General features: G+C 49.2%; 16 protein-coding genes. 7 read left to right on the top strand and 9 right to left on the bottom strand.

Annotated elements, in window-relative coordinates:
- Positions 1-108: 108 nt before the first annotated feature.
- From pstC to B2X65_RS16000, 4 genes are all read left to right on the top strand, one after another.
- The gene (pstC, locus tag B2X65_RS16015; RefSeq protein ID WP_290614308.1) at positions 109-1,506 is read left to right on the top strand and encodes a phosphate ABC transporter permease subunit PstC; all 1,398 of its coding nucleotides are present in this window, start codon (positions 109-111) and stop codon (positions 1,504-1,506) included.
- 3 nt (positions 1,507-1,509) lie between these two features.
- Positions 1,510-2,901 (top strand): phosphate ABC transporter permease PstA, encoded by a 1,392-nt coding sequence (gene pstA, locus B2X65_RS16010; protein ID WP_290614306.1) that lies wholly within the window; start codon positions 1,510-1,512, stop codon positions 2,899-2,901.
- 68 nt (positions 2,902-2,969) lie between these two features.
- The gene (gene pstB / locus B2X65_RS16005; RefSeq protein WP_290614304.1) at positions 2,970-3,755 is read left to right on the top strand and encodes a phosphate ABC transporter ATP-binding protein PstB; all 786 of its coding nucleotides are present in this window, start codon (positions 2,970-2,972) and stop codon (positions 3,753-3,755) included.
- A 254-nt stretch (positions 3,756-4,009) separates the two neighbouring features.
- Positions 4,010-5,119, top strand: a complete 1,110-nt coding sequence (locus tag B2X65_RS16000) for an OprO/OprP family phosphate-selective porin (RefSeq protein WP_290614302.1) — start codon at positions 4,010-4,012, stop codon at positions 5,117-5,119.
- Between the two features lie 58 nt (positions 5,120-5,177).
- Here B2X65_RS16000 and B2X65_RS15995 read toward each other — a convergent pair whose 3' ends face one another.
- Both B2X65_RS15995 and B2X65_RS15990 read right to left on the bottom strand, forming a co-directional pair.
- On the bottom strand, positions 5,178-7,838 hold the full coding sequence (locus B2X65_RS15995; RefSeq protein ID WP_290614300.1) for a TonB-dependent receptor domain-containing protein: 2,661 nt from the start codon (positions 7,836-7,838) through the stop codon (positions 5,178-5,180).
- 102 nt (positions 7,839-7,940) lie between these two features.
- Positions 7,941-10,628, bottom strand: coding sequence for a hypothetical protein (locus B2X65_RS15990; protein ID WP_290614298.1), 2,688 nt, complete (start codon positions 10,626-10,628; stop codon positions 7,941-7,943).
- Between the two features lie 367 nt (positions 10,629-10,995).
- Here B2X65_RS15990 and phoB point away from each other — a divergent pair, with 367 nt between their 5' ends.
- Both phoB and phoR read left to right on the top strand, forming a co-directional pair.
- Positions 10,996-11,682: a phosphate regulon transcriptional regulator PhoB gene (gene phoB, locus B2X65_RS15985; protein WP_290614297.1), complete on the top strand. Its 687-nt coding sequence runs from the start codon at positions 10,996-10,998 to the stop codon at positions 11,680-11,682.
- Positions 11,683-11,687: 5 nt separating this feature from the next.
- Positions 11,688-13,031 carry a phosphate regulon sensor histidine kinase PhoR gene (gene phoR / locus B2X65_RS15980; protein ID WP_290614296.1) on the top strand — a complete coding sequence of 448 codons (1,344 nt, stop codon included), beginning with the start codon at positions 11,688-11,690 and terminating at the stop codon, positions 13,029-13,031.
- A 48-nt stretch (positions 13,032-13,079) separates the two neighbouring features.
- Here phoR and B2X65_RS15975 read toward each other — a convergent pair whose 3' ends face one another.
- The 5 genes from B2X65_RS15975 to corA all read right to left on the bottom strand — a co-directional run bounded on the left by B2X65_RS15975 (position 13,080) and on the right by corA (position 18,092).
- Positions 13,080-13,847: a substrate-binding periplasmic protein gene (locus tag B2X65_RS15975; protein WP_290614294.1), complete on the bottom strand. Its 768-nt coding sequence runs from the start codon at positions 13,845-13,847 to the stop codon at positions 13,080-13,082.
- A gap of 133 nt (positions 13,848-13,980) precedes the next feature.
- Positions 13,981-14,811, bottom strand: a complete 831-nt coding sequence (locus tag B2X65_RS15970; protein ID WP_290614293.1) for a hypothetical protein — start codon at positions 14,809-14,811, stop codon at positions 13,981-13,983.
- Positions 14,812-15,113: 302 nt separating this feature from the next.
- A complete protein-coding gene (locus tag B2X65_RS15965) occupies positions 15,114-15,692 on the bottom strand; it encodes a DNA-3-methyladenine glycosylase I (RefSeq protein WP_290614292.1) in 579 nt (192 codons plus the stop codon).
- Positions 15,693-15,708: 16 nt separating this feature from the next.
- Positions 15,709-17,031 (bottom strand): amidohydrolase, encoded by a 1,323-nt coding sequence (locus B2X65_RS15960; protein WP_290614291.1) that lies wholly within the window; start codon positions 17,029-17,031, stop codon positions 15,709-15,711.
- Positions 17,032-17,135: 104 nt separating this feature from the next.
- Positions 17,136-18,092 carry a magnesium/cobalt transporter CorA gene (gene corA, locus B2X65_RS15955; RefSeq protein ID WP_290614290.1) on the bottom strand — a complete coding sequence of 319 codons (957 nt, stop codon included), beginning with the start codon at positions 18,090-18,092 and terminating at the stop codon, positions 17,136-17,138.
- A 183-nt stretch (positions 18,093-18,275) separates the two neighbouring features.
- Between corA and B2X65_RS15950 the strand changes: the two genes are divergently transcribed.
- The gene (locus B2X65_RS15950) at positions 18,276-19,130 is read left to right on the top strand and encodes a patatin-like phospholipase family protein (RefSeq protein WP_290614288.1); all 855 of its coding nucleotides are present in this window, start codon (positions 18,276-18,278) and stop codon (positions 19,128-19,130) included.
- A gap of 44 nt (positions 19,131-19,174) precedes the next feature.
- Here B2X65_RS15950 and B2X65_RS15945 read toward each other — a convergent pair whose 3' ends face one another.
- Positions 19,175-20,707, bottom strand: a complete 1,533-nt coding sequence (locus tag B2X65_RS15945) for an exopolyphosphatase (RefSeq protein WP_290614286.1) — start codon at positions 20,705-20,707, stop codon at positions 19,175-19,177.
- A complete protein-coding gene (ppk1, locus tag B2X65_RS15940; RefSeq protein WP_290614284.1) occupies positions 20,704-22,839 on the bottom strand; it encodes a polyphosphate kinase 1 in 2,136 nt (711 codons plus the stop codon). The genes B2X65_RS15945 and ppk1 overlap by 4 nt, the downstream gene beginning before the upstream one ends.
- Positions 22,840-22,961: the final 122 nt, after the last annotated feature.

Raw genomic sequence — 22,961 nt, 5'->3', positions numbered from 1 at the left:
TATGACAGACACTGTAATAAAACTGCAATATAGGCGCGTTAAGCTGGCGCGGCTTATTAAGAAGTATTTATCCCTGTGGGATAACCCGGATTGGGCAATGGAGCAACCATGAGTAATTTTTCGTTAATTGTACTGCTGCTGGCATTGATGGCGATAGGCTATCAGCTTGGCATGGTGCGCAGTCGCAAGGTCGCGATAGTTAACCCGCAGCAAAAAATGCACTCCAGACCGCATCATTACGGCATGATGGTCGGCTTGTGGGCCGTTATCCCGGCGTTTTTCATTCTGGTATTGTGGACACTGTTGTCCCCCGGCGTCATTAACGGCATGGTGGCTGCCCAATTGCCTGCAGAAGCGTTGGCCGCAGAAGGCTTAACTGCCGATGTGATAATGCGCCGGATCAGCAATCTTGCCACTAATTTTGGTGTGGTGGCAGAGGCTGCGCAGTGGGAGCTCGACGCTGCGGCGTACATGCAACAGTTACAAACCAGTAGTGCTCTACTGTTAACTGGTCTGATGGCAGCGATAGCCGCTGCGGGTTTGTTTTTCAGTTTTAAACGCATTCAGCCTCATTTGCGGGCGCGCCATCAAATCGAACGCACCGTTAAAGCTGTGCTTATAATCTGCTCCACTGTTGCCATTTTAACCACTATCGGCATTGTGCTATCAATGGTGGGTGAAACCATCAAGTTCTTCAGTTTTATACCGCCAGCAGATTTTTTCCTGGGTACGACTTGGAACCCACGCTTTTCGACGACAGGAGTGAGTGAAGGTTCGCTGACCGGAAGTCAGGGAAGTTTTGGCTTGCTGCCGTTGCTTTCAGGTACGATGATGATTGCGGGTATCGCGTTGCTGGTCGCAATTCCCCTTGGTTTAATGGTCGCGATTTACCTGGCAGAATATGCGCCGGCCAACTTTCGCGCAACCGCCAAACCCATTATTGAAGTGCTTGCTGGTATTCCAACGATTGTTTACGGCTTCTTTGCGTTGGTGACGGTAGGGCCATTTCTAGCCGATTTTGGCGCCAGTATTGGCCTGACTATCCGTGCGACGTCTGCACTCACCGCGGGCGTGGTGATGGGCATAATGATTGTACCTTTTATCTCGTCACTCTCTGATGACATTATTACCCAGGTGCCCAAGGCGCTTCGGGATGCCTCGCTTGGCCTGGGCGCGACGAAATCTGAAACCATTCGCAAGGTGGTGCTGCCCGCTGCGCTGCCTGGCATAGTGGGTGCGGTGCTGCTTGCTGCCAGTCGGGCTATTGGTGAAACCATGATTGTGGTGCTGGCAGCGGGCAACAGCCCGACATTGACTGCCAATCCCTTTGAGGCCGTGTCGACGATAACGGTGTCTATCGTTAACCAACTAACCGGCGACAACGACTTTGCCAGCCCTCAGACCCTGGTCGCTTTTGCATTGGGCTTAACCCTGTTTGTCATTACCTTGCTGCTGAATATTGTAGCGTTGGTTGTTGTGCGTAAATATCGGGAACAATACGAGTAACTTATGACTGATAACAAACTGAGCTCCACCGACAAAGATGTCGCTGTTGAACCGGTGTTACTAAGTAAAACCCAGCAACAAGTGGCGGCGTCACTGGCTCGTCGGCACCGTCAGGAAAAGCTGTTTAAAGGCGTTGGTCTGGGCGCTGTCATTATTAGCCTGACCCTGGTCGCTATTTTGTTTGTTAATATTTTTGCCAAAGGTGTCCCTGCATTCTGGCAGGCGCACATTACGCTTGATATTTACTTTGACCCTGAAGTGATTAGTATCAGCGAAAAACCAGTGCAAGGTGCGGATGAAACAGACAATGAATTTCGGCAGCGTTTTATTGAATGGCAAACTGAAGTGGGCATGGTTAACTTTAACCGCTTAATTCTGGATGGCCTGAATAAGGTCATACCGGAAGCTCAAGAGCGCCAGTATCGTCGTGACGCCGCGCGGATAGTGACCTCAGGTGAGCGCTACGCCGTACGCGATATGGTAATAGAAAACCCCGAAATCATTGGCCAGACCAAAACGGTAAATTTGCTTACTGATGCGAATATTGATGTCTGGTTAAAAGGTAATATTGACCGCAGTCTGCCTGACTCGCAGCAGCAGCTTAGCCCGAAAGTACGGGAATGGGTTGAAATGCTGTCAGCGCAGGGCATTATTGAAAATCGCTTTAGTTTTGCCTTGTTTATTAATCCCGACTCCCGCAGTTCGCCAGCATCTGCTGGCCTGGCGGGTGCTTTTGTCGGTTCGTTATATATGATGCTGGTGGTGATTTTTCTGGCGGTACCAATGGGCGTTGCCGCCGCCATTTATCTGGAAGAGTTTGCGCCCAAAAATAAATTCACCGACTTAGTGGAGGTGAATATTAATAACCTGGCTGCGGTGCCGTCCATTGTATTTGGCTTATTGGGTGCATCGGTGTTTATCGGCTGGTTTAAACTGCCGATGTCGGCGCCCATTGTTGGCGGCCTGGTATTAAGCTTAATGACCTTACCGACCGTGATTATTGCCACACGCTCTACCTTAAAGGCCATTCCGCCATCCATTCGCCAGGCAGCTTTAGGGCTGGGGGCGTCTAAAATGCAGGCTGTTTTTCATCATGTGTTGCCACTGGCTATCCCGGGTATTCTTACTGGCGCCATCATTGGTGTGGCCCAGGCTTTAGGTGAGACAGCACCATTATTACTTATTGGCATGAAGTCTTTTGTCTCACAAATACCGGCCGGCCCGTTCGAGCAATCGACCGCCTTACCAGTACAAATATATTTGTGGCAGGGCAATGAGCTTCGTAACTTTTTTGAAGCCCGTACTTCTGCCGCCATTATCGTATTGCTGGCGTTGATGTTGACATTAAACGGGCTAGCCATCTGGCTGCGTAAAAAATATGAAAAGCGCTGGTAGGTCTGACGCGCAGCGCAGCCAACTCCAGAAAATTAACTGAATAAGTGGTAACTACGGCGGATTTAGCGATGACAGCGATTGAGACAAACAGCATGGGCAAGGTAAAAATGACAGCACGTGATGTCAGGGTTTTTTACGGCGACAATGAAGCTATCCATGGTGTTGATCTGGATGTAATGGAAAACGAAGTTATTGCCTTTATCGGCCCTTCAGGTTGCGGCAAATCAACGTTTTTACGTTGTTTAAACCGGATGAACGATACCATTGATATCTGCCGGGTAACCGGCAGTATTAAAATGGATGGCCGCGATATCTATGACCCGTCACTGGACGTTGTGCAATTGCGCGCTCAGGTTGGCATGGTATTTCAAAAGCCGAACCCGTTTCCAAAATCAATTTATGAAAATATTGCTTATGGCCCGCGTTTACATGGCCTGGCCAGTCGCAAGTCAGAGCTGGACGATGTGGTGGAGTCCAGTTTACGCCGCGCCGGCTTATGGAATGAAGTGAAAGATCGGCTGGATCAGCCTGGCACCGGCTTATCCGGTGGCCAGCAGCAGCGGTTATGTATCGCCCGCAGTATCGCGGTCAGCCCGGATGTGATACTCATGGATGAACCGTGTTCGGCGCTTGACCCTATTGCAACTTCTATTATTGAAGAACTGATTGATGAGTTAAAGCAAAACTTTACTATCGTTATCGTTACTCACAATATGCAACAGGCCGCCCGGGTCTCAGACCGCACTGCGTTTTTCCATCTGGGTGATTTAATAGAAATTGGTGCCACCAACGAAGTCTTTACCAACCCTATTAATAAGCGAACTGAAGATTATATTACCGGGCGCTACGGTTGAGATCGTTGCGATGTCAAAAGCGCTAAAAAAGGGAGCATTCGCTCCCTTTCTGTTATTTTATTATAGACTTGGCTATCTGACTAAACTGATTAATACTTCTTATAGTGATGGTAGTAGCATGCTGTGTATAGACAGTCATAAAAACATCATTTTAGCGTCATAAAAATGCCACGCTGTCATTAAAGTGTCATTAAGCTGAAATATACTCTCTCGGTAAACATTAGTTACATCTTTAACCTTCAAAAGGAATAGTAATGAACTCAATGAGCAAAATCACTGTTGCGATACTTTTGGCCTCAATTGCCGGAAACGTTCTGGCGGCAGATATTGAAGTAGAACCACGAGGTCGCCTGCACCTCGATGCTGGGTTTGTCAATGATGACCAAACAGAATTTGGTAATGGCGTTAATGTTCGTCGGGGCCGCATGGGATTACAAGGTAATTTCTCATCAGATTGGCGCTTTGTCATTGAATATGATTTTGCTGAAGGTGGTGACGCGAGTGCTACCGATGTAAACCTGCGGACAAAATTCGCCGGTGGTTCATTGACTATTGGCCACCAACGGTTGCCGTTTAGCCTTAATACCCTGACGAGCTCAAACTCTATTACCTTTATGGAGCGGGCAAGTGGTTCAACAGTGATTACGCCTGACCGTAAGTTAGGCGTTCGTTTTGATAAAACCTTTGGTGATATTACTTCAGGCTCGATGGCTTTTGGCAGAACCATGAATACTGAAAGCGATGCTGGAAAGGACGACAGCATGGGCCTGGCGCAACGTCTGGTTTATCACCCCAAAATCAATAATATTCAGTACCACTTTGGTGCGGCAGTGGTGTATCAGGATTTAGGCGACTATAACAGCTTGCGTTTTCGGGACCGCCCTGAGTTAAGAATTGATCCGGCCATTCGTCTTATCGACACCGGAACGCTCAATAACGTTGATAATCTGATCACTACCGGACTGGAGTTTGCAGCAATTAATGGCGCCTGGTCATTTGAAGCTGAAGCATTATCAGTGAATACATCCTCTGCAGTGCAGGATCTTAGCTTTAGCGGATACCACATGCAGGCAAGTTATGTGATAACTGGAGAATCGCGTTCATACAAAAACGGCTCATTCAGTGGTATTAAACCAAGCTCAGCAAAAGGCGCAATTGAAGTTGCCGCCAGATACTCTGTTACTGACCTTAATGACGGTGTTGTTATGGGTGGCGAGCAGAAAAATCTGACCGTTGGCGTTAACTATTACTTAAGTAGTAATATCCGTTTTATGAGTAATATTGTGTTTACTGATGTTGATACAGCTTCAGGTATCAATGAGGAGCCTATTGGTTTCGGGGTAAGAGCCCAATACCATTTCTAAATAGCTACTTTAAAAAAAAGCCACCGTAGTTATACGGTGGCTTTTAACGTTTAAATTGCTAGTATTTATAAGAGAAGCTTAAACTGTAGCTCTGACCTTCAGTGCGCTGCTGCAGAATTTCACCCTGCTGCAAAATTTCCACTTCTTCATCCAGTAAGTTTTTCAAGCCCAGTTTTACGGTCATATTCTCAAGCGGCGTGTAACCATAGGTGAAATCCAGTGAATTAAATGGCTGCTCAAAGGCATCGTCTTTGTCGTTAACCCCGGCAAAGGCTATCCGCTTACCGAATACGTTATAGGTAAGGGTGGCATTATGCTGGTTATTGTCAGAGTCAAAGCCCAGTTGCAGGTTAGCAACATACTTCGAGTGACCGCTTAAACCACGCTTCAGGTTGGTTAAATCGGCACCCGGAAAGGGTTGAATGCTGATTTCAGACTCACTGACTGTCAGGTTACCGGCAACAAAAAAGTTATTGGCAAACTTGCCAAAATCACCACTGAACATATTCAGCTGCTGTAAAAACTCCGCTTCTGCGCCATACACCTTGCCGCTCTGGGCATTGCGAAATGACATCAGCAAGTTACCGTCTGACCCTGATAATTCAATGGCTTCAATTGGGTTTTCCAGATCTTTATAGAATAGACCAATACTGTAGTTGCTGCTGTCATAATACCACTCTAAGCGGGCATCAAAACTGCTTATGTCAGTGCTTTTAAGGCCTGAAAAACCGGTTACTTTAAAGTCGGTTAGCGGGTCAACATACAATACCGGGGTCACTTCACGTAAATCTGGGCGAACCACGGTTTTGCTATAGCCAAAGCGCGCCTGTAAGTCGTCGTTAACAAACCAGGTTAATGACAACGCCGGATAAAAGCCATCCTCCATCAAAATAGAGTCAGTTACATTGCCGCTTATGGCGCCATCTGCCCGCAGCGGTAGTGAGATTTGTTTAAAGTCTTCATAGCGCACACCGATATTTAACCGCAGCAGATAGTCGTACGTCAGCTCCATGGCACCGTAACCCGCGTCGATCATCTGGGCTGCCAGATAATCATCAGCCTGAGTGGTCACGTTAGAAATTTTAAAGCCGTTGGCCGGGTCTGAAATAGCGCTGTCAGAGAAAATCTCTGAAAAGCGACCAGACAGTTGCTGCAGACTGTAACCCACCGTATCAAAGTTAAAGCGGTCAGTTTGTGCGTTACGGCTACGTTCGAAGTAACTATAACCGCCACTGAAAGTCATTTCTGCTTTGCCCAGCGTGAGCGGTAAGTTGGCATTCCAACTCAGGTTTTCAGTGTTATCTTTCATATCACTGAAACTGTAATTAACGGCGTTTTGGTTGCGGCGTAAAAATGAGAATACTGAGCCATCAGCCTGCGTCTCATTCAGATACCGATATTCCACTTCGCCTGGCGCGTTGCGACGTGCTTTGGCATCGGTGTACTGCCAGTCTACTGCCAAATCCATCAGGTACGGGAAGTTGTGCTTACCACGTAGCTGATTACTCAGCATAGTGCGTTCTTCATACAAAATGCTGGTATCAGTATTAAACCGGTTGGTTTCGTTAATGGTTTCAATACTGTCGCCGTTTTTAATCTTTATTTCATCTTTGGTGTCACTCAGATAAATGGTGGAGGTTTCGATGCGGTGATCGATACCCAGCTCTAAACCAAAGTTAAGCATGCCAGACAGTTTTACCTGATGCTCAGTACCTTTAATATCATCGTAACGATTCAACGGCACCAGGCTGTCGCCTGAGACAGAATAGTAACGTTCCTGCTCTTCAATATTCTGGGTAGAGCGATCGTAACTTAAGCCAGTCATCAACCCAAACACAATATTTTTTGTCAGATCAAAGCGGGTGCCAAAGGAGGCACTGGCGTCGAAATCAGGTTTTACGGTGGTTCGGCTAATATCAATATCACGGTTAAATGCAGTACCGAGCTCACGCACAATGGTTTCTGCCTGTGCCAGATTGCCGGCATTAATGCCACCTAAGCCCTCGGCGATATTAATGGGAGTCAGCACGCCAAATTGTTGCTGAGCATCGGCCAGCACCGGTGATATACCCCGGGTGCCATCGTCTTTACCACGCCAGTCATCACCGCCACCAGCATAATCAAAACCATCGTCGCTGTTCAGGCTGTTATAGCCGGTAGCCACTGAGACATTAAAACTGGTTTGCAGCGGAATAGCCGTGGTGCGAATATTGACATTACCACCACCAAAGGCTGCGGGTAGCTCAGGAGAATAGGCTTTTTGTACAACCAGGCTTTCAATAATGCCCGCCGGAAACATGTCCAGCGGAATAACGTTACGGGTCGGGTCCGGACTGGGCACCATGGCACCATTTAATAAGGTACTGGAATAACGCTCACCCAAGCCGCGAACATAAATAAACTTGTCTTTTACCAGGGTTAAACCCGTTACCCGACGCAAAGCAGCGGCAGCGTTACTGTCACCGGCACGGGAAATTTGCTCCATACCGAGTACTTCTGCTACATAGGCTTGCTCACGACGTTCTGCAGCAGCAGAGGCAGCAGAGCTCATCAGGCGACCGGAGACAGAAATACGTTCTACCTCTTCCTGCTCGGCTTGAGTGGGTTCTGGCGTTTCTTGTGCAATGGTATTTAACGACATCATCGCAGTGGTCGTGCCTAAGGCCAGCAATACACTGCGGCCAACACGGCTGAAACTAAATTTTTGAATGCTGCTCATCTGAACGTTGTCCTATCAGCTTTAAACGGATACTAGTCTTGGTATATCGAATGTCGGAATAACAAAAGGCACTGCCGGGTTGCCCCGGCAGTGCCGATTTGCTTAGTCTTCTAAGCCAACTGTCCAGCCAGCAGTCCAGTCATTGCCGGCTTCTACTGCACCGATGAAGTTAACCGCTTCAAAGAAGCTATCCAGTGCTGACATGTCTTTTGGGGTGGTGGCATCGATAGTGTAAATGCCGTCCAGTACTGCAGCCTGGTTAGCTGCAACACTGTTACCGGTTTGTCCCAGGAACCACTGTTCGGTGGTGGTACCATTACCAAGGTCACCCTTGAACGGCTCTGCACAGGCAATAACAGAGTGTGTCATGGTCAGTGAACCTGCTGCAGCTAATGCTTTGGTCTCGTTAGAATCGAACTCCAGACATTCGCCCATGGTCTCGGGGCCGGTGATAACGAAGTTGGCCAGCTGAGCATTGGTACCAGCGCGCAGTAATACACCTTCTGAGTCATCGTCACCGTCAAAGCTGTTACCAATAATGGTCAAGTTGGCGATGGTTGGGTTGGATACCGGGGTGGCGGTGAAATTGCCAGACTGGTTATCTGCTTCAATACCGCGGTTAGCCTTGGCGCCATCGGCAGCATGTTTAACCAGCACGAATTGCAGTTTACCGTTCCAGCCATCGGCCCAGTCTACTGAGTCATCGCCGTTAGCGGTTAACACCACGTTTTTACAGCTGACGCTACCGCCGAACATTTCGATACCATCATCAACGTTCTGGTGTACCTGGATGTTAGAGCACTTAGTACCAGAACCTACACCGGCAAACGTAATACCGTTTAATTCGTTATCCGGGATAACTTCAAAACCAGCATGCTTAACTACTACGTAATTTAAGGTACCGCTGTTGTCGTTGGCTACTGCACCACCATAGGGACCGGCTTCACCTTCTGCCTGAATTTCACAGCTGGCTAAATCTCCCTGGTTACACTTGTTGCTTGGTGCCTTACCCAGCAATACTAAACCGCCCCATTGGCCGGCTGCGGTTGGCGAACCGATAATGTCCTGTACTGAGGTCATCACGATAGGGTTGGCTGCGGTACCGTTAGCTTCAATTTTTGAGCCGCGGGTAACGACCAGGAAGTCAGCGCCTGATTTACCATAAATCCGCACACCTGGTTCAACGGTCAGGGTGGCGGCGGTGGTGTTATCTACACCAATCCGTACCCGGCCACTTAGCACGTAGTCAGCGCCAGCAGCCAGGGTCACGTTGGCAGTAATGTCACCGGTTAACTGACAGTTTAAGCGACCTGATAAGCTGTTAACTTCGCTGGTACCGGCAGGGCAGGCAGCTAAGTCATCTTCCGGGTGAAGTCCAACGGTCCAGCCTACAGTCCAGTCTTCTTCACCGTCAAAGGCACCAATGTAATCAACATTGTCAAACCAGCTGTCAACGTTGTTTGCGACGTTGTAACCATTGCCCAGTGCAGGAGAGTTTGGCGCAGGAATATAGCCACCCAATAAAGCGTCACCAATAATGTTGCCGGGCTGAGCACGGAACCAGGCGTTAGCATCCAGGGTGATATTATCTGCACCATCTACAGAGTTCTTGGTAGGCTCAGGGCAATCAAGAATAGAGTTGCGGAAGACAATTTCGCCATTGCCAGCGTTCGTTACTGACTCCGCGGAGTTAATTTCAAAACATTCACCCATGCCAGCCGGACCAGTAACAATAAAGTTATATAATTCAGCCGCGGTGCCTGCGCGCAACAATACGCCTTCAGAATCATCTTCACCGTCAAAGTTATTACCGACGATAGTCATATTGGCAATGCGTGGTTTTGACACCGGGGTAGCAGTAAAGTTACCTGACTGGTTATCCGCTTCAATGCCGCGGTTCGCTTTAGTATTGTTCGGGTTATGACGGACCAACACGTGCTGCATGCGGCCAGTCCAGCCATCTGCCCAGTCCAATGAGTCATCGCGGTTGCCAGTTAATACCACATATTTAGCATCTACCGTGCCGCCAAAAAACTCAACGCCGTCATCCAGGTTGTTGTGTACCTGAATGTATTCAACGTCAGTGCCGCTGCCTACACCGGCAAAGGTAATACCGTTAAGCTCATTGTCCGGAATGACTTCAAAACCCGCGTAACGCACTTGTACATAACGCAACGCACCGCTGTCATCTTCCGGGTCAGCACCACCGTAAGGACCGGCTTCACCTTCAGCCTGAATTTCACAGGTTGCCAGTGATGCCTGATCACACTTATTACTTGGTGCGTTACCTAATAACACCAAACCACCCCATTCGGCAGTTGACTCATTGTCGGATAATCCCAGCATGTCGTTAACTGAAGTCATCACGATTGGCGCGTCGACGGTGCCGACTGCCTGAATTTTTGAACCTCGGGCTACAACCAGATAATCGGCGCCGCTTTTACCAAATACAAAAGTACCGGGTTCGATAGTCAGGGTTGAATTATCCGCATTGTCGTTACCGACGGTAACTTTGCCGCTTAAAGACCAGGCAATATCATTGCTCAGACGGGTGTCACTGGTAATAGTACCGCTGATTTCACATACCGTCAGGTTAACCCCGGCCAGACTGTCGCCTTCAGTAGCAAAGGCCGGACAATCTGAAGTGACTGGTGGAGGAGTGCCACCACCACCGCCATTACCGCCGCCGTTAGTAGTGCCACCAGCATTAACGACTAAGTCGCCACCGCAGCCAGCCAGTATTAATGCTGACGCTATCGCGCTGAGTTTTAACAGTTTGCGTAAAGCCATTACCATCTCTCCATTGAGTTGTTATCGGTGTTGCCAATTAAGTTGTTGGCACCCTACAGCAGGCGAATGACGCTTTTATTACATAAATACGACGCTTGAGTGACAGCCATTGGCAGCAGTGACTGGCTATGGTCTGGTGTTAAGAGTGTCAAAAAAAATTCATTTAGCTGTCATGCAGTCGCCTTTGCCTGAGGTTTCAATAGTGTGAATAGTGTTATTTATATGTACAAATGCTCTGCAGGGTAAGCTGATGCCAAGATTAACCTCGTGTTTTCATAAAAATGTCATAAACTGCAGCAATACTAAGTAGCAGAGACAGTTAGAACCGTCCGGCACTCAAACCGGCTAACAGAATGTGGTGAACCTTATGGCAAGAAAGATCCTGGTGGTGGAAGATGAAGCACCAATCCGCGACATGTTGTGTTTTGTGTTGGAGCAAAATGGCTATCAGGCCATTACCGCCGAAGATTTCCCCAGCGCGGTTAACCAACTGATTGAACCCTATCCTGATTTAGTGTTGCTGGACTGGATGATCCCGGGCGGCAGCGGAATCCAGTTTGCCAAGAAAATGAAGCAGCACGATTTGACCCGTAATATCCCGATTATCATGATCACCGCCCGCGGCGAGGAAGAAGACAAAGTGCGTGGTCTCGAAGTTGGCGCTGATGATTACGTTACCAAGCCGTTTTCACCGAAAGAGTTGATGGCGCGAATAAAAGCGGTTATCCGCCGGGTATCGCCGACCAGTCTGGATGAAGTGATAGAAGTGCAGGGCCTGAAGCTGGATCCGGTAGCGCACCGGGTAATGGCCGAGCAGCAGCCGCTGGATATGGGACCAACTGAATTCCGCCTGTTGCATTTCTTTATGACTCACCAGGAGCGGGTGTATAGCCGTGAGCAGCTGCTTGACCATGTTTGGGGCACCAACGTCTATGTTGAAGATCGCACGGTAGACGTGCACATTCGAAGGTTGCGCAAAGCGATTTCTATCGCCGGGCATGATAAGCTGGTACAAACGGTGCGAGGCTCCGGCTATCGCTTTTCTGCTAAGTAGGTTTTATGCGGCCACAGCTTTCTAAAGGGAAGATTTTTAGCAAGGTCTGCCTTTTGTATACTCTGGCAGGGCTAGTGGGTTGGCCTTTTGGTCAGAGCATGCTGTTTATGTTACTGCTGAGCTTTTATTTGCTGGCATCTAACTATAACCACCTGTTTTTAATTACTAAATGGCTCTGGCATGACCGAAAGCTGACGCCGCCGGAAGGCAAGGGTTTCTGGCAGCAAATTTTCGATGGCATTTATTATCAGCAACGGCGCGAGCGCAGAAAACGTAAAGAGTTACGAACCTTGGTGCGGCGTTTTCGTGATGGCGCAGAAGCACTGCCGGAAGCGGTTGTTGTACTGACCAGCGACTGGACTATTGTCTGGTGTAATAAACTGGCACAAATGCTGGTGGGCTTACGCTGGCCCAGTGATGAAGGCCAGCGGATTGATAACCTGGTCCGCAACCCCGAATTTCAGAGCTTCTTAAAGCAAAAGCAGTTTCAGCAGCCGTTGGAAATCAGTGCTAAAGGCAGCAACAGTGTGGTGCTGGAATGCAAGATGATGCCATACGGCAGCGAACAGTACTTGCTAATCATCCGCGATATCACTCAGCTGAAACAATTAGAACAAATTCGCAAAGACTTTGTGGCCAATGTTTCGCATGAGCTGCGCACACCCTTAACGGTGTTGCAGGGCTACCTGGAAGTAATTGACGCTAATCGCTTACCCGAGCCAGCTATGTGGCAAAAGGCTCATACTGTTATGCTGGAGCAAACTAAACGGATGGATGGTTTAGTGCAGCAACTCCTCACCTTATCACGAATTGAGGCGTCAGCCCGGGTGCAGTTAGATGATGAAGTTGATGTCCCCGCCATGCTGGCGACCCTAGAGCAGGAAGCGCAGGCGCTGAATCACGAAAAACAGCACCAAATCAGTTTTAGTATTGATCCCGAATTAAAAGTATCCGGAGTTACTGAAGAATTACGCAGTGCTTTTTCTAATTTGGTGACCAATGCCATTAAGTATACGCCGGCAGGGGGCGAGATAAGTGTCAGCTGGCAACGTCAGCATCAGCGGGCTGTGTTTGCAGTTAATGATACCGGCGAGGGCATAGCGCCGCATCATGTAAAGCGCTTAACCGAAAGGTTTTACCGGGTGGATCAGGCGCGGGCCCGCAATACCGGTGGTACCGGCCTTGGTTTAGCTATCGTTAAACATGTGTTGTCACGCCACAACAGCCAGCTGATGATTTTCAGCGAGCCCGGCCGGGGCAGCAGCTTTTCGTTTACCATACCCGCCGAGCTGGTATTGGGTAATGTCAGTGCCGCCCCCGTCAAAAAAGCCAAGTTTAAAGTAAAATAACATCAATAGTGAGTCGCCTGAACCCGTATTTTATCACCAGCTTTCGCGTTAATGCTGCGAAGTCGTTTGAGCGTGAGGATAATTCGCCTCCAGCTTTTTTCTCTCAGCGATTAGGTTAAACCAAAACTGCTCGACCAGCTGGGTATTTTCCGCATAGAAGTCTGGGTTGAATACCATGTGCCAGTTTTTAACCAGTAGGTTATCATCACTGGCGACCAACTTGTCGGCAAGACCAAGCTGTTGCAGATGATAGTCACCAATCAGACGTTCGACGCTATACCCATCCAGTTTGCCGTCGGCGACCATTTTAAGGCCGTCATCCAGCTTGAATTTGTATGGGCTTAGCCAGCGTTGCTGTTGCAGCCAGTCTTCGACAAGGTATCCCAGCGGCGCGCTAATCCCAAACTGCGGTTGATACTCTTCCAACTTAAAGCGCCTATCTTTGGCATGAAATACCGGATATTTTGCGCGCCATAAATAACGTTGTGACTGTTCACTGCCGCTTTGCTGGTCTGGGAAACGGTACAATAGCGCCCGCTCAGGTGACCAAATCATTGCTAAGGTGGCATTAAGCTGATTTTCTTGTACCATTTTTTGGCATCTTAGCCAGGGCGCTTGCTGAAACTGCAAGCGAATGGCCAGAGGTGCTGCTGCCGTATTTAACATTTCAACCAGAAAACCCACCGGTTGGCGCTCATCGTTACCGGCGCTGATGAATGGCTCCATGCCAGAACCTTCATAACACACCGAAATAACCGTATTTGCCTGACTCATGCAAGGCCATAACACCAGTAGCATTATAATGCAGACTTTCATAAAAATTGATCCGTTATACCAACCGGCTGTGTATCGCCAGCTTAGGTTACAAAAAGTTACAAATTGAGCTAAGTATTGCAGCCAGAAAGGAATAGTGCAAAAAAGCTACGATAACAATCATTATTCGCTGGCGTTACGATTTAGTCCAGCAACGCTCAATAATCTTTTCAGCCGCTTTACCCAGCACATCCTGCTCTAAGCCCTCTGCCCGACCCAGAAAAGTCTGTGCCAGCTCCCGGTCTGCCATCAGGGTGGCAACCAGCTCAGTGGCATCGGCTATTGTTGTGGCATTTTCAACGTAACGGACATGGTGGCGGCTATCTGCCAGCAAATCATCGGACTCGTCACACCATTTGGTAAAAACCAGTTTCGCCAGCTCCCTCGAGCGGGCCTGCGGGCCACCAAATACAATAAAAAAGCTATCTGAAGTGGGAATGTCATAGCGGCTGGTCAGCGCGGTTAACTGACAGTGTAACTGCTTAACCTCATCTTCAGCACTAAGCACAAGTAACTGGGCGTATACCGGCTCCAGCTCCTTGGCGTACTGCTGAATTTGCAAATGGCTAATGGTGTTGTGCTTATCAACATGATCAAGCAGCTGACCGATAATGGCAGCAATAGCGCTGGCCAGTTGCGGCGCTGCCTCAGTTTTTAGCTGCGGCAACCAGTCTGATATCAGAGATACGGCCTGCTCAGGCGGTGAGTGCAGTAAGGTGTAATAAGCTGCCAGGGTGCTGTGCGCTAATGCTTTTAACTGATGATACGTTTCGCCATTAACCGGTAACTCCTGAATGTCATCACCACAGCAGGCCACCAGCCGACTATCCATCCGGATAATCAGCAGTACCTCACCCTGGCTTACCTTGTTTTTAAAATCCAGTTTGCGTCGGGTATAGCATTGGTGAAAGTGCTGGTTAATTTTGCCCAGCGCTGAGCCAGCCGGCTCAGCAGCGGTATCTTTCATCGGGGCGCTCAAGGGAGGTGCTCTCCACCGCCGATCAGCGCCTTTTGAGCCTGAATTATAAATTGATTTTTGCTTGTCATTCAGCACCTCCTGGCAGCAGCAAAGACAAAGGAAATAAATAAGTATAGTAAAAAGGTGTTGCAGGTTTTATGCCCGGGGTGAGGGTAGAGAAAAAGTGATTGTAGATCAGGTATGTAGCAGCCAAGCGCTACCGTTTCAGCCGTGCCAGTGCCAGTAAGCAATGCCTGGGGTTGAATCTCTTACTGCCGGTCAATGTAATAAATGCAGTGGCGAGATGTTACTTAACGGCTGATAACCTGTGATTTTCTAAAACACGCGTTAGCGTGATCATTCACCATGCCGCAGGCCTGCATATGGGCGTAGATAATGGTCGAGCCAACAAATTTAAAACCCCGTTTTTTTAAATCTTTGCTAAAGGCATCTGACTCGGGGCTGGTAGCGCGAAAATCTTCCGGGTCGGCAATATTGTTTTGCAGCGGTTTGCCGCCGACAAACTGCCACTGATAGTCACTGAAGCTACCAAACTCGGCCTGCACCTCCAAAAAGCGGGCGGCATTGTTAATCGCCGCGGCCACTTTAAGGCGGTTACGGATAATGCCCGGGTTTTGCAGCAGCTCTGCGACTTTGCTGTCATCAAAGGCTGCCACTTGTACCGGGTCAAACTGCGCAAACGCCGCCCGATAGCTGTCGCGCTTTTTTAATACGGTGTACCAGCTTAACCCCGCCTGTGCCGCCTCCAGCATTAGAAACTCAAACAGCTTATTATCATCATAAACCGGAACTCCCCACTCGGTATCGTGGTAGGCAACATAATCGGGTTTGCTTAAATCAACCCAGTGGCAGCGGCAGGGAGTGCTCATGCTTTTTCCTTATTCCTTATTTTTGGGCAAGCTCAGGCGGATTCGCTAAATAATCCAATGCTAAGCCGCTTAGTGCCCGTACGCCGGTTATCAGGGCATCTTCGTTTACATCAAACATCGGCGAATGGTTAGGTGGCACCTCGCTTAGCGGGGTGTTATCCGGCGATATACCTAAAAAGAAAAATACCCCGGGTATTTGCTGCTGATAGAATGAAAAATCCTCGGCGCCGGTAATGGGTTTTATTGCCGCTACGCCATGATCAGCGGCGGCCCAGTTCAGGCTTGGCATAGCCCAGTCGGTAAGTGCCGGGTCATTCCAGGTAACAGCGGCAAAATTATGCACATGAAATTCGGCTTCGGCGCCACTGGCCCTGGCAATATGCTTACTGGTATGCGCCATGCGGGTGATTAAGTCTTCGCGCATATCGCTGTCAAAGGTGCGAATGGTACCTTCCAGCTTTACGTCGTCAGGAATAATATTCCAGCGAATACCACCGTGCACCTGGCCAAACGACACCACTGCCGGCGCTTTGGTGACATCTATCTGCCGCGCCGGAATAAGGTTAATGGCGTTGATTAGCTGGCCGGTGACATTTATCGGATCGATGCCACGCCATGGGCTGGAGCCGTGCACCTGTTTGCCTTTAACAGTTATCTGAAAGCTGTCGGCCGCGGCCATTATGCCTTCGGTTTTAACCTGCAGCTGGCCTGGGCTTCCCGGCCAGACATGCAGGCCAAAAATGGCGGTCGGGGTGGGGTTTGCAAATAGCCCTTCGGCCAGCATCATCTTGGCACCGCCTTCTTCACCGGCTGGCGGGCCTTCTTCAGCTGGTTGAAACACAAACATAATGGTACCGGCAATCTCAGCTTGCCGGCTGGCCAGCACTTCTGCTGCGCCCATTAACATCGCAACATGCGCATCATGGCCGCAGGCATGCATTACTCCGGTTTGCTGGCCGTTAAACTCGCTGACTACTTTTGAGGCGAAGGGCAAACCGGTTTGTTCGGTTACCGGCAGGGCATCCATATCGGCGCGCAGCGCCACCACCGGGCCGGGCTTGCCGCCCTTTAAAATACCGACCACGCCGGTATGAGCAATGCCGGTCCGGACTTCCAAACCAAGTTTTTCTAAATGCGCAGCTACTTTAGCCGCCGTGCGCACTTCGCGGTTAGACAATTCCGGATGCTGGTGAATGTCTCGCCGCCATTCAATAACCTTGGGCATAACCTGCTCAATTTGCTTGCTTAATTGATGTTTAACAGCCGGCTGCTGCTCGGCATCAGCCAGCGGGGCATACAAAAAGGGTAGTAAAGTCAGACTCAGCAATGACAGGCGCATAGAAATTCCGGATCAAGGTATTGGTGTATGACTACCTTAAGCGCTGCCCGCCAAAAAGCCAAGCTGCGGCTTTGCATAAATCGTCTTGTTTTACTGCTGAATAACTATAACCAGCCTTTGCGTTTAAAAAACCAATAAGGGGCAAAACCGGATAGCAGCATTAATCCCAGAGCCCAGGGATAGCCCAGCAGCCATTCCAGTTCTGGCATATGGCTGAAGTTCATGCCGTAGGCACTGGCGACCAGGGTCGGGGGTAAAAATACCACTGCAGCAATGGAAAAGGTTTTAATGATTTGGTTTTGTTTGATATTGATAAAGCCCTGAGTCGAGTCCATCAGAAAGTTAATTTTATCGAACAGAAAGGTGGTGTGAGACATCAGGGTTTCCACGTCGCGCATAATCTCCCGCAGGGTTTCTTCATGCGTTGGCCGGCCTTTCAGGTTACGCAGTAAAAACGAAATATCGCGTTGAGTATCCATTAAGCAAAGTCGGATTTTTCCGTTACTGTCTTCCAGCCGCGCCATTTTGCTGATCGCCTGATACAGTTCAGAGTCTTTTTCTTCCAGCACCAGATGACTGACTTCTTCCAGTTGGCGGTGTAAATCCTCTACCGTATCGGCATGGTTCTCAACTTTTTGCTCTAATATGGTGACCAGCAGTCCGGCCGGATCAGAACAACTCACCTGACCCCGGCGGGCTCGCAGCCGCAGCAGTCGAAAGTCCGCAATTTCATCTTCCCGAATCGTAATCAGCCGCTCCTCCTGCAAAATACAGGCAACGGTTACGGTGGCATGGCGCCCCTCTTGCGGCGCCAGAAAGAGTGAGTGAACATGTATACCCGCCTGGTCAACAAAGCAACGGGCAGAGGCTTCAATTTCTTCTACATCATCAGACTCCGGTAGTTCAACGCTGAGCAAGGTACTTAACAAATCGCGTTCAGCGTCGGTAGGTTCAAGGGCATCTATCCAATGGGCGGTGCGCATCAGCTCGATATCGTGGGTGTCACCAGCCACGGGGATCTCGCGGATAATACTGTGTTCTATAGTAAATAAGCGGATCATAGTGCCTCCATAGCCATGCGGGATAAGTCAGTTTGCTGTACGCTAATCAGACCGGCGATGCGCGATGTCACAACATGCACCGGTGTAACCTGGGGTTTAATCCTGTTCAGAAGCAGTTTACCATAAGCAGACTAATCGTCTGATAGGGATTAACATGGCGATAAACCAGCAACGGGAGGAATGATGAACCTGGCCACAAAGCCGGATAATGCAGCGCTGGTTGTAGAAGGCGGCGCCATGCGGGGTATTTTCGCTGCCGGTGTGCTGGACGCCTTTATTGAACAGCAGTATCAGCCGTATCAGTTCGCGATAGGCGTGTCTGCCGGCTCGACCACCTTAATTGGCTATCTGGCCGCCAACCATGGCCGCAGCCGGCAAATTTTGCTGGACCATGCCAGGCGTACTGATTTTTTGAACTGGCGCCGCTATCTGAAAGGCGGCCACTTTTGCGATGTTAGCTGGTTGTGGCATGCGTCATTTGATGAAGTACCGCTAAATATTGACCATTATCTACGCCAGCAGGTGCCACTTTTCGCGGTGACCACCAACGTAAATTCCGCTAAGGCCTGTTATTTTGAGGTGACCAGGGACAATATGCATCAGCTGTTTCCGGCCTCTTGCGCCATACCGCTGATGTATCGGGAATTTCCGTTGATTGACGGCGAACGGATGACCGATGGTGGTCTTGCAGATGCCATTCCGGTCATTAAGGCATACGAAATGGGCGCCCGTGATATTACCGTGGTACTGTCACAACCACACGGCTATCGTAAGCGGGTCAGCCGCTTACCAGTACTAATGAAACCCTTCTTTAAACAATACCCTGATTTATTTACCGCGGTACTAAACCGCACGCATCGCTATAACCAGGCGCTGGATTTTATTGCTAAGCCACCCGCAGATTGTCGGATAAGGGTAGTGGCGCCACCTGTTGGCTTTGCTGTCGGCCGTTTTTGTCAGGACCCCCAACAACTGGAAGCGGGTTATCAGGCCGGCCGGCAAACGGGTTTACGGCATGTGACGAGCAGCCAGCTTTAGCTGGCATAATACTTGGGGGATTGATTAAGACGTTTTCAGTGCGACTAGCCGCTGGCGACATCAATTAAACCGGGGCAGTCGAGCCGAAACGCGATTTTTTTCAATGCTTTCTGCTCCAGCTGTAAATCGGCAGATAGCACCATTTGCTGCGCCAGCCATGCTGATGGTAACACCAGTTGCAGCTGCTGCGCACCCGCGCTTACGGTAAATTCAGGTACGAAACTGTCGCGTCGCTTCTGGTTAAGTAACACCGCAAGCCTCAGTAATACCAGCAGGTTAATGACTTGCGGTAATTGGTAAAGACTAAAGATAGGCAGTTCGTCGGCGCGGATTTTACGGCGGTGAAAGCGAACCAGGCACGCCAGCAACAACTGTTGCTCCTGATTAAAGCCGGGCAGGTTAGCATTTTGCAAAATGTAGGCAGAGTGCTTCTGGATCCCGGAAGAATTTATATGCAGACCAATTTCATAAACTCTGCAGGCGAAGCTGAGTAACAAGCCATCGTCATCTGATAATTGCCAGGCAGATTGCACCTGGCTAAATAGCGCTTGCGCGGTGTGTTGTACCCTTTGTGTTTGGGCGTCATCAACCGTGTAGCGGCGCATCATACTGCTGATAGTATGCTCACGAATATCGTGGTGTTGCAGCCGGTCACTCATTTCATACAGCACACCCTCGCGCAGGGCAGCGTCGACATAGACCATTTCGTCAATTTGCAGCATGTTAAATGCACCAATTAATATCGCCAGTCCGGGACAAAGCAATAGCTTTCGATCGTCTGTTAAGCCGGCCAGCTCCAGTTCGCTGGCATTATCGTATTGCAACACGTGCCGTTTTAAGGCCGTTAAATCGTTCAGTCGCAAACTGGTGCTGTTCCAGCCAAGCCCCGAAATGACATCTTTAATGGTTTTTACGGTACCCGAGGTGCCGACCGCTTGTTGCCAGCCGGCGTTGCGAAAACTGCTGACGATCGGTTCAAGTTCCTGCTCTGCTTGCAGCACAGCACGCTCAAACCGGCGCGGGCTGATCTTGCCCTGGCTGAAATGACTCTGACCGTAGCTGACGCAGCCCATATTGCGGCTGCTTAACCGTAAGGGTTGCAGGCCTTCGCCAATGGCAAATTCAGTGCTGCCGCCACCAATATCAATAACCAGTCGTTTATTACCGAAATGCTCAAAATGAGCCACCCCCTGATAAATAAAGCGGGCTTCTTCCTGGCCGGAAATGACTTCAATCGGAAACGGAAACACCACCTTGGCCCGGCGTAAAAACGTCGCTGAGTTGCGGGCACGGCGCAGGGTATAGGTAGCAATAACCCGAACGGCATTGGGAGCGAATGGCTGTAATGTATCGGCAAACTGGGCCAGTACCTGCAGGCCCCGCTCAATAGCTTCTTCGCTAAGCACCAGCTCATCATTCAGGCCTTCCGCTAATTGCACTTTTTGCTTTTCGCGGTGCAATAACTGCAGTGAGCCGTCAATTACCCGGGCAATAACCATATGAAAACTATTGGAGCCAAGATCTACGGCTGCCATGTAATCAGCGTCTGATGACACTATTTTGTCAGAATCTGTCAATTGTCTGTATCAACCTTTACCGCCTGTTGTCGCGCCAGAAAATGATAAATCTCCTGCTGGGAACGCACGTTCCTTTTATTGCCACGCTTAACATAGGCATTTGAATGTTTGCCATCAATAATACGCGCCTTAACGTTATCCCGCCACTGGATATCCAGGGTACTGATAATTTGTTGCTTAATCCGGCTATCGTAGACCGGTACGCCGACCTCAACCCGCTGGTCGATATTACGGGTCATCCAGTCGGCAGAAGAGATATAAAGTGCACTGTCGCCACCGTTGTGAAATAAATATACCCTCGCATGCTCCAGATAACGGTCAAGTACACTGATTATTTTAATATTCTGGCTTTTACCGGCCAGGCCGGGCATTAATGAGCACATGCCCCGGATAATCATGCGGATTTTCACCCCGGCCTGACTGGCCCGGTACAGCAGCTGAACAATTTCTTCATCGACCAGATTATTCACTTTCAGAAAGATTTCCGCTTTGCGCCCTGCGACAGCAAAGTCAATTTCCCGTTGAATTAAGCTGAGCAGCCTGGGCCTGCTCCAGGTCGGGGAGACAATTAAATGCTGAAAATTGAAAGGCCGGTAGGAATACTGGATAAACTCGAAAACCTGATCAATTTCAGCGGTAATTTCGCTATGGCAGGTAAACAGGCTCATGTCGGTATAGATACGGGCTGTTTTTTCATTAAAATTTCCGGTACCAATATGACCGTAACGAATGGCTTTGCCTTTTTCCTGACGGGTAATTAAGCACAGTTTTGAGTGAATTTTTAAGGTGGTCTGGCCAAAAATAACTTCAATACCGGCATCGGTCATTCTTCGTGCCCAGTTAATGTTATTTTCTTCATCAAAGCGGGCTTTTAGCTCGACCACAACGGTGACTTTTTTGCCATTGCGCACGGCATCCAGCAGCGAATGGATAACCCGTGAATGTTTGGCAACCCGGTACATGGTCATTTTAATGTGGCTGACTTTAGGATCGAACGATGCCTGGCGCACCCACTCGGTAAAATAACTAAAGTTATGATACGGGTAGTACAGCATAATGTCGGAGGCACGTATAGCATCAAAGCTGGTAGGGTAGTGTTCAAAATCCGGGCTTGGTAAAGGCTCCATCGCTGGAAACTCCATACTCTGATGGCCCAGATTCGGAAAACCAATAAAGTCTTTAAAGTTACGGTAGCGGCTGCCGGCAATCAGGGCATCGGTAGAGCTGGTGCCCAATTGTCGTGTCAGAACTTTAAGCATTTGTTCCGGCATGGCGGCATCGTAAACCAATCGGGTGGGTTCAGATTTCAAACGCTGACGAATGCCTTTTGACATCTTATCAATCAGACTTTGATCCAGTGTATCGCTGATATTGTATTCGGCGTCGCGGGTTAGTTTCAGCGAAAAGGTGCATATGGTGTCGAACTGAAAAAAACCATTAAATAAATCACTGGCACAATGGTTGATAATATCGTCCAGTAATAAGATTTGCCGGCGGTAGTGGCCATTCTTTTTACGGGTATTTAACTGCAGTGGCAGCTCGATAAATCGGGATACCTCCGCAGTAGGCACTTCAATAATGGCGTAATCCGGTTTGCCGCTGCCGGTCATTTCAACCATCAGGTAGGTGGTGTTATCTTCCAGAATTTTACTGAGCGAGCTATCGGTGCTGGATAAGATAATAGGTGAAATATGCCGTTTTACTTCGCTGCGAAAAAACGCTTTTACCCAGCTTGATTGCGCATCGGTCAACTTGCTGTCATCAATCAATTCGATATTGTGCTTGCGCAGCTCCAGCTGAATATCCAGATATATTTTATTAAATTGTTTGGCAAGCTCTTTAACCTGCAGCTGAATTTGCTGTAGCAGGGTCTCAGCATCTTCATGCTCCCAGGTCTGATATTTTTTCAGCAGAATGCGCCGTTTAACATCGGCAACCCGAACCCGGAAAAACTCATCCAGGTTATTGGAGTAAATACCTAAAAACCGCAGGCGTTCAATAGGTGGGTTGCGGGTATCGGCAGCTTCTTGCAAAACCCGGCCATTAAAGGCCAGCCAGCTTAATTCGCGCGGGAATAACGGGTAGTCGGGGTGAGCCCCACTGGTTTGTGATGGTGATGCTGGCTGATCCATACGGGTTGCTCCTGCTTACTGCCTGCAAAGCACACTATGGCATTTTTGTGACAGAATGATGAAACCAGACCGCCAGCTAACCGCTGGCAGCCGTGATTCAGCATAACGGGTGATAACCATAG

This window comes from Arsukibacterium sp. UBA3155 (assembly GCA_002364615.1).
In the GTDB taxonomy this organism is placed as follows: Bacteria; Pseudomonadota; Gammaproteobacteria; order Enterobacterales; family Alteromonadaceae; genus Alishewanella.
The sequence above is the reverse complement of the archived record's forward strand: the minus strand, read 5'-3'. Positions and strand labels throughout refer to the sequence as shown.

Coding starts and splice junctions, on each gene's coding strand:
- B2X65_RS15995 (WP_290614300.1), bottom strand. CDS start 7,838: ATGAGCAGCATTCAAAAATTTAGTTTCAGCCGTGTTGGCCGCAGTGTA.
- phoR (WP_290614296.1), top strand. CDS start 11,688: ATGCGGCCACAGCTTTCTAAAGGGAAGATTTTTAGCAAGGTCTGCCTT.
- pstC (WP_290614308.1), top strand. CDS start 109: ATGAGTAATTTTTCGTTAATTGTACTGCTGCTGGCATTGATGGCGATA.
- phoB (WP_290614297.1), top strand. CDS start 10,996: ATGGCAAGAAAGATCCTGGTGGTGGAAGATGAAGCACCAATCCGCGAC.
- B2X65_RS15975 (WP_290614294.1), bottom strand. CDS start 13,847: ATGAAAGTCTGCATTATAATGCTACTGGTGTTATGGCCTTGCATGAGT.
- pstA (WP_290614306.1), top strand. CDS start 1,510: ATGACTGATAACAAACTGAGCTCCACCGACAAAGATGTCGCTGTTGAA.
- pstB (WP_290614304.1), top strand. CDS start 2,970: ATGACAGCGATTGAGACAAACAGCATGGGCAAGGTAAAAATGACAGCA.
- B2X65_RS16000 (WP_290614302.1), top strand. CDS start 4,010: ATGAACTCAATGAGCAAAATCACTGTTGCGATACTTTTGGCCTCAATT.
- B2X65_RS15960 (WP_290614291.1), bottom strand. CDS start 17,031: ATGCGCCTGTCATTGCTGAGTCTGACTTTACTACCCTTTTTGTATGCC.
- ppk1 (WP_290614284.1), bottom strand. CDS start 22,839: ATGGATCAGCCAGCATCACCATCACAAACCAGTGGGGCTCACCCCGAC.
- corA (WP_290614290.1), bottom strand. CDS start 18,092: ATGATCCGCTTATTTACTATAGAACACAGTATTATCCGCGAGATCCCC.
- B2X65_RS15990 (WP_290614298.1), bottom strand. CDS start 10,628: ATGGCTTTACGCAAACTGTTAAAACTCAGCGCGATAGCGTCAGCATTA.
- B2X65_RS15950 (WP_290614288.1), top strand. CDS start 18,276: ATGAACCTGGCCACAAAGCCGGATAATGCAGCGCTGGTTGTAGAAGGC.
- B2X65_RS15970 (WP_290614293.1), bottom strand. CDS start 14,811: ATGAAAGATACCGCTGCTGAGCCGGCTGGCTCAGCGCTGGGCAAAATT.
- B2X65_RS15965 (WP_290614292.1), bottom strand. CDS start 15,692: ATGAGCACTCCCTGCCGCTGCCACTGGGTTGATTTAAGCAAACCCGAT.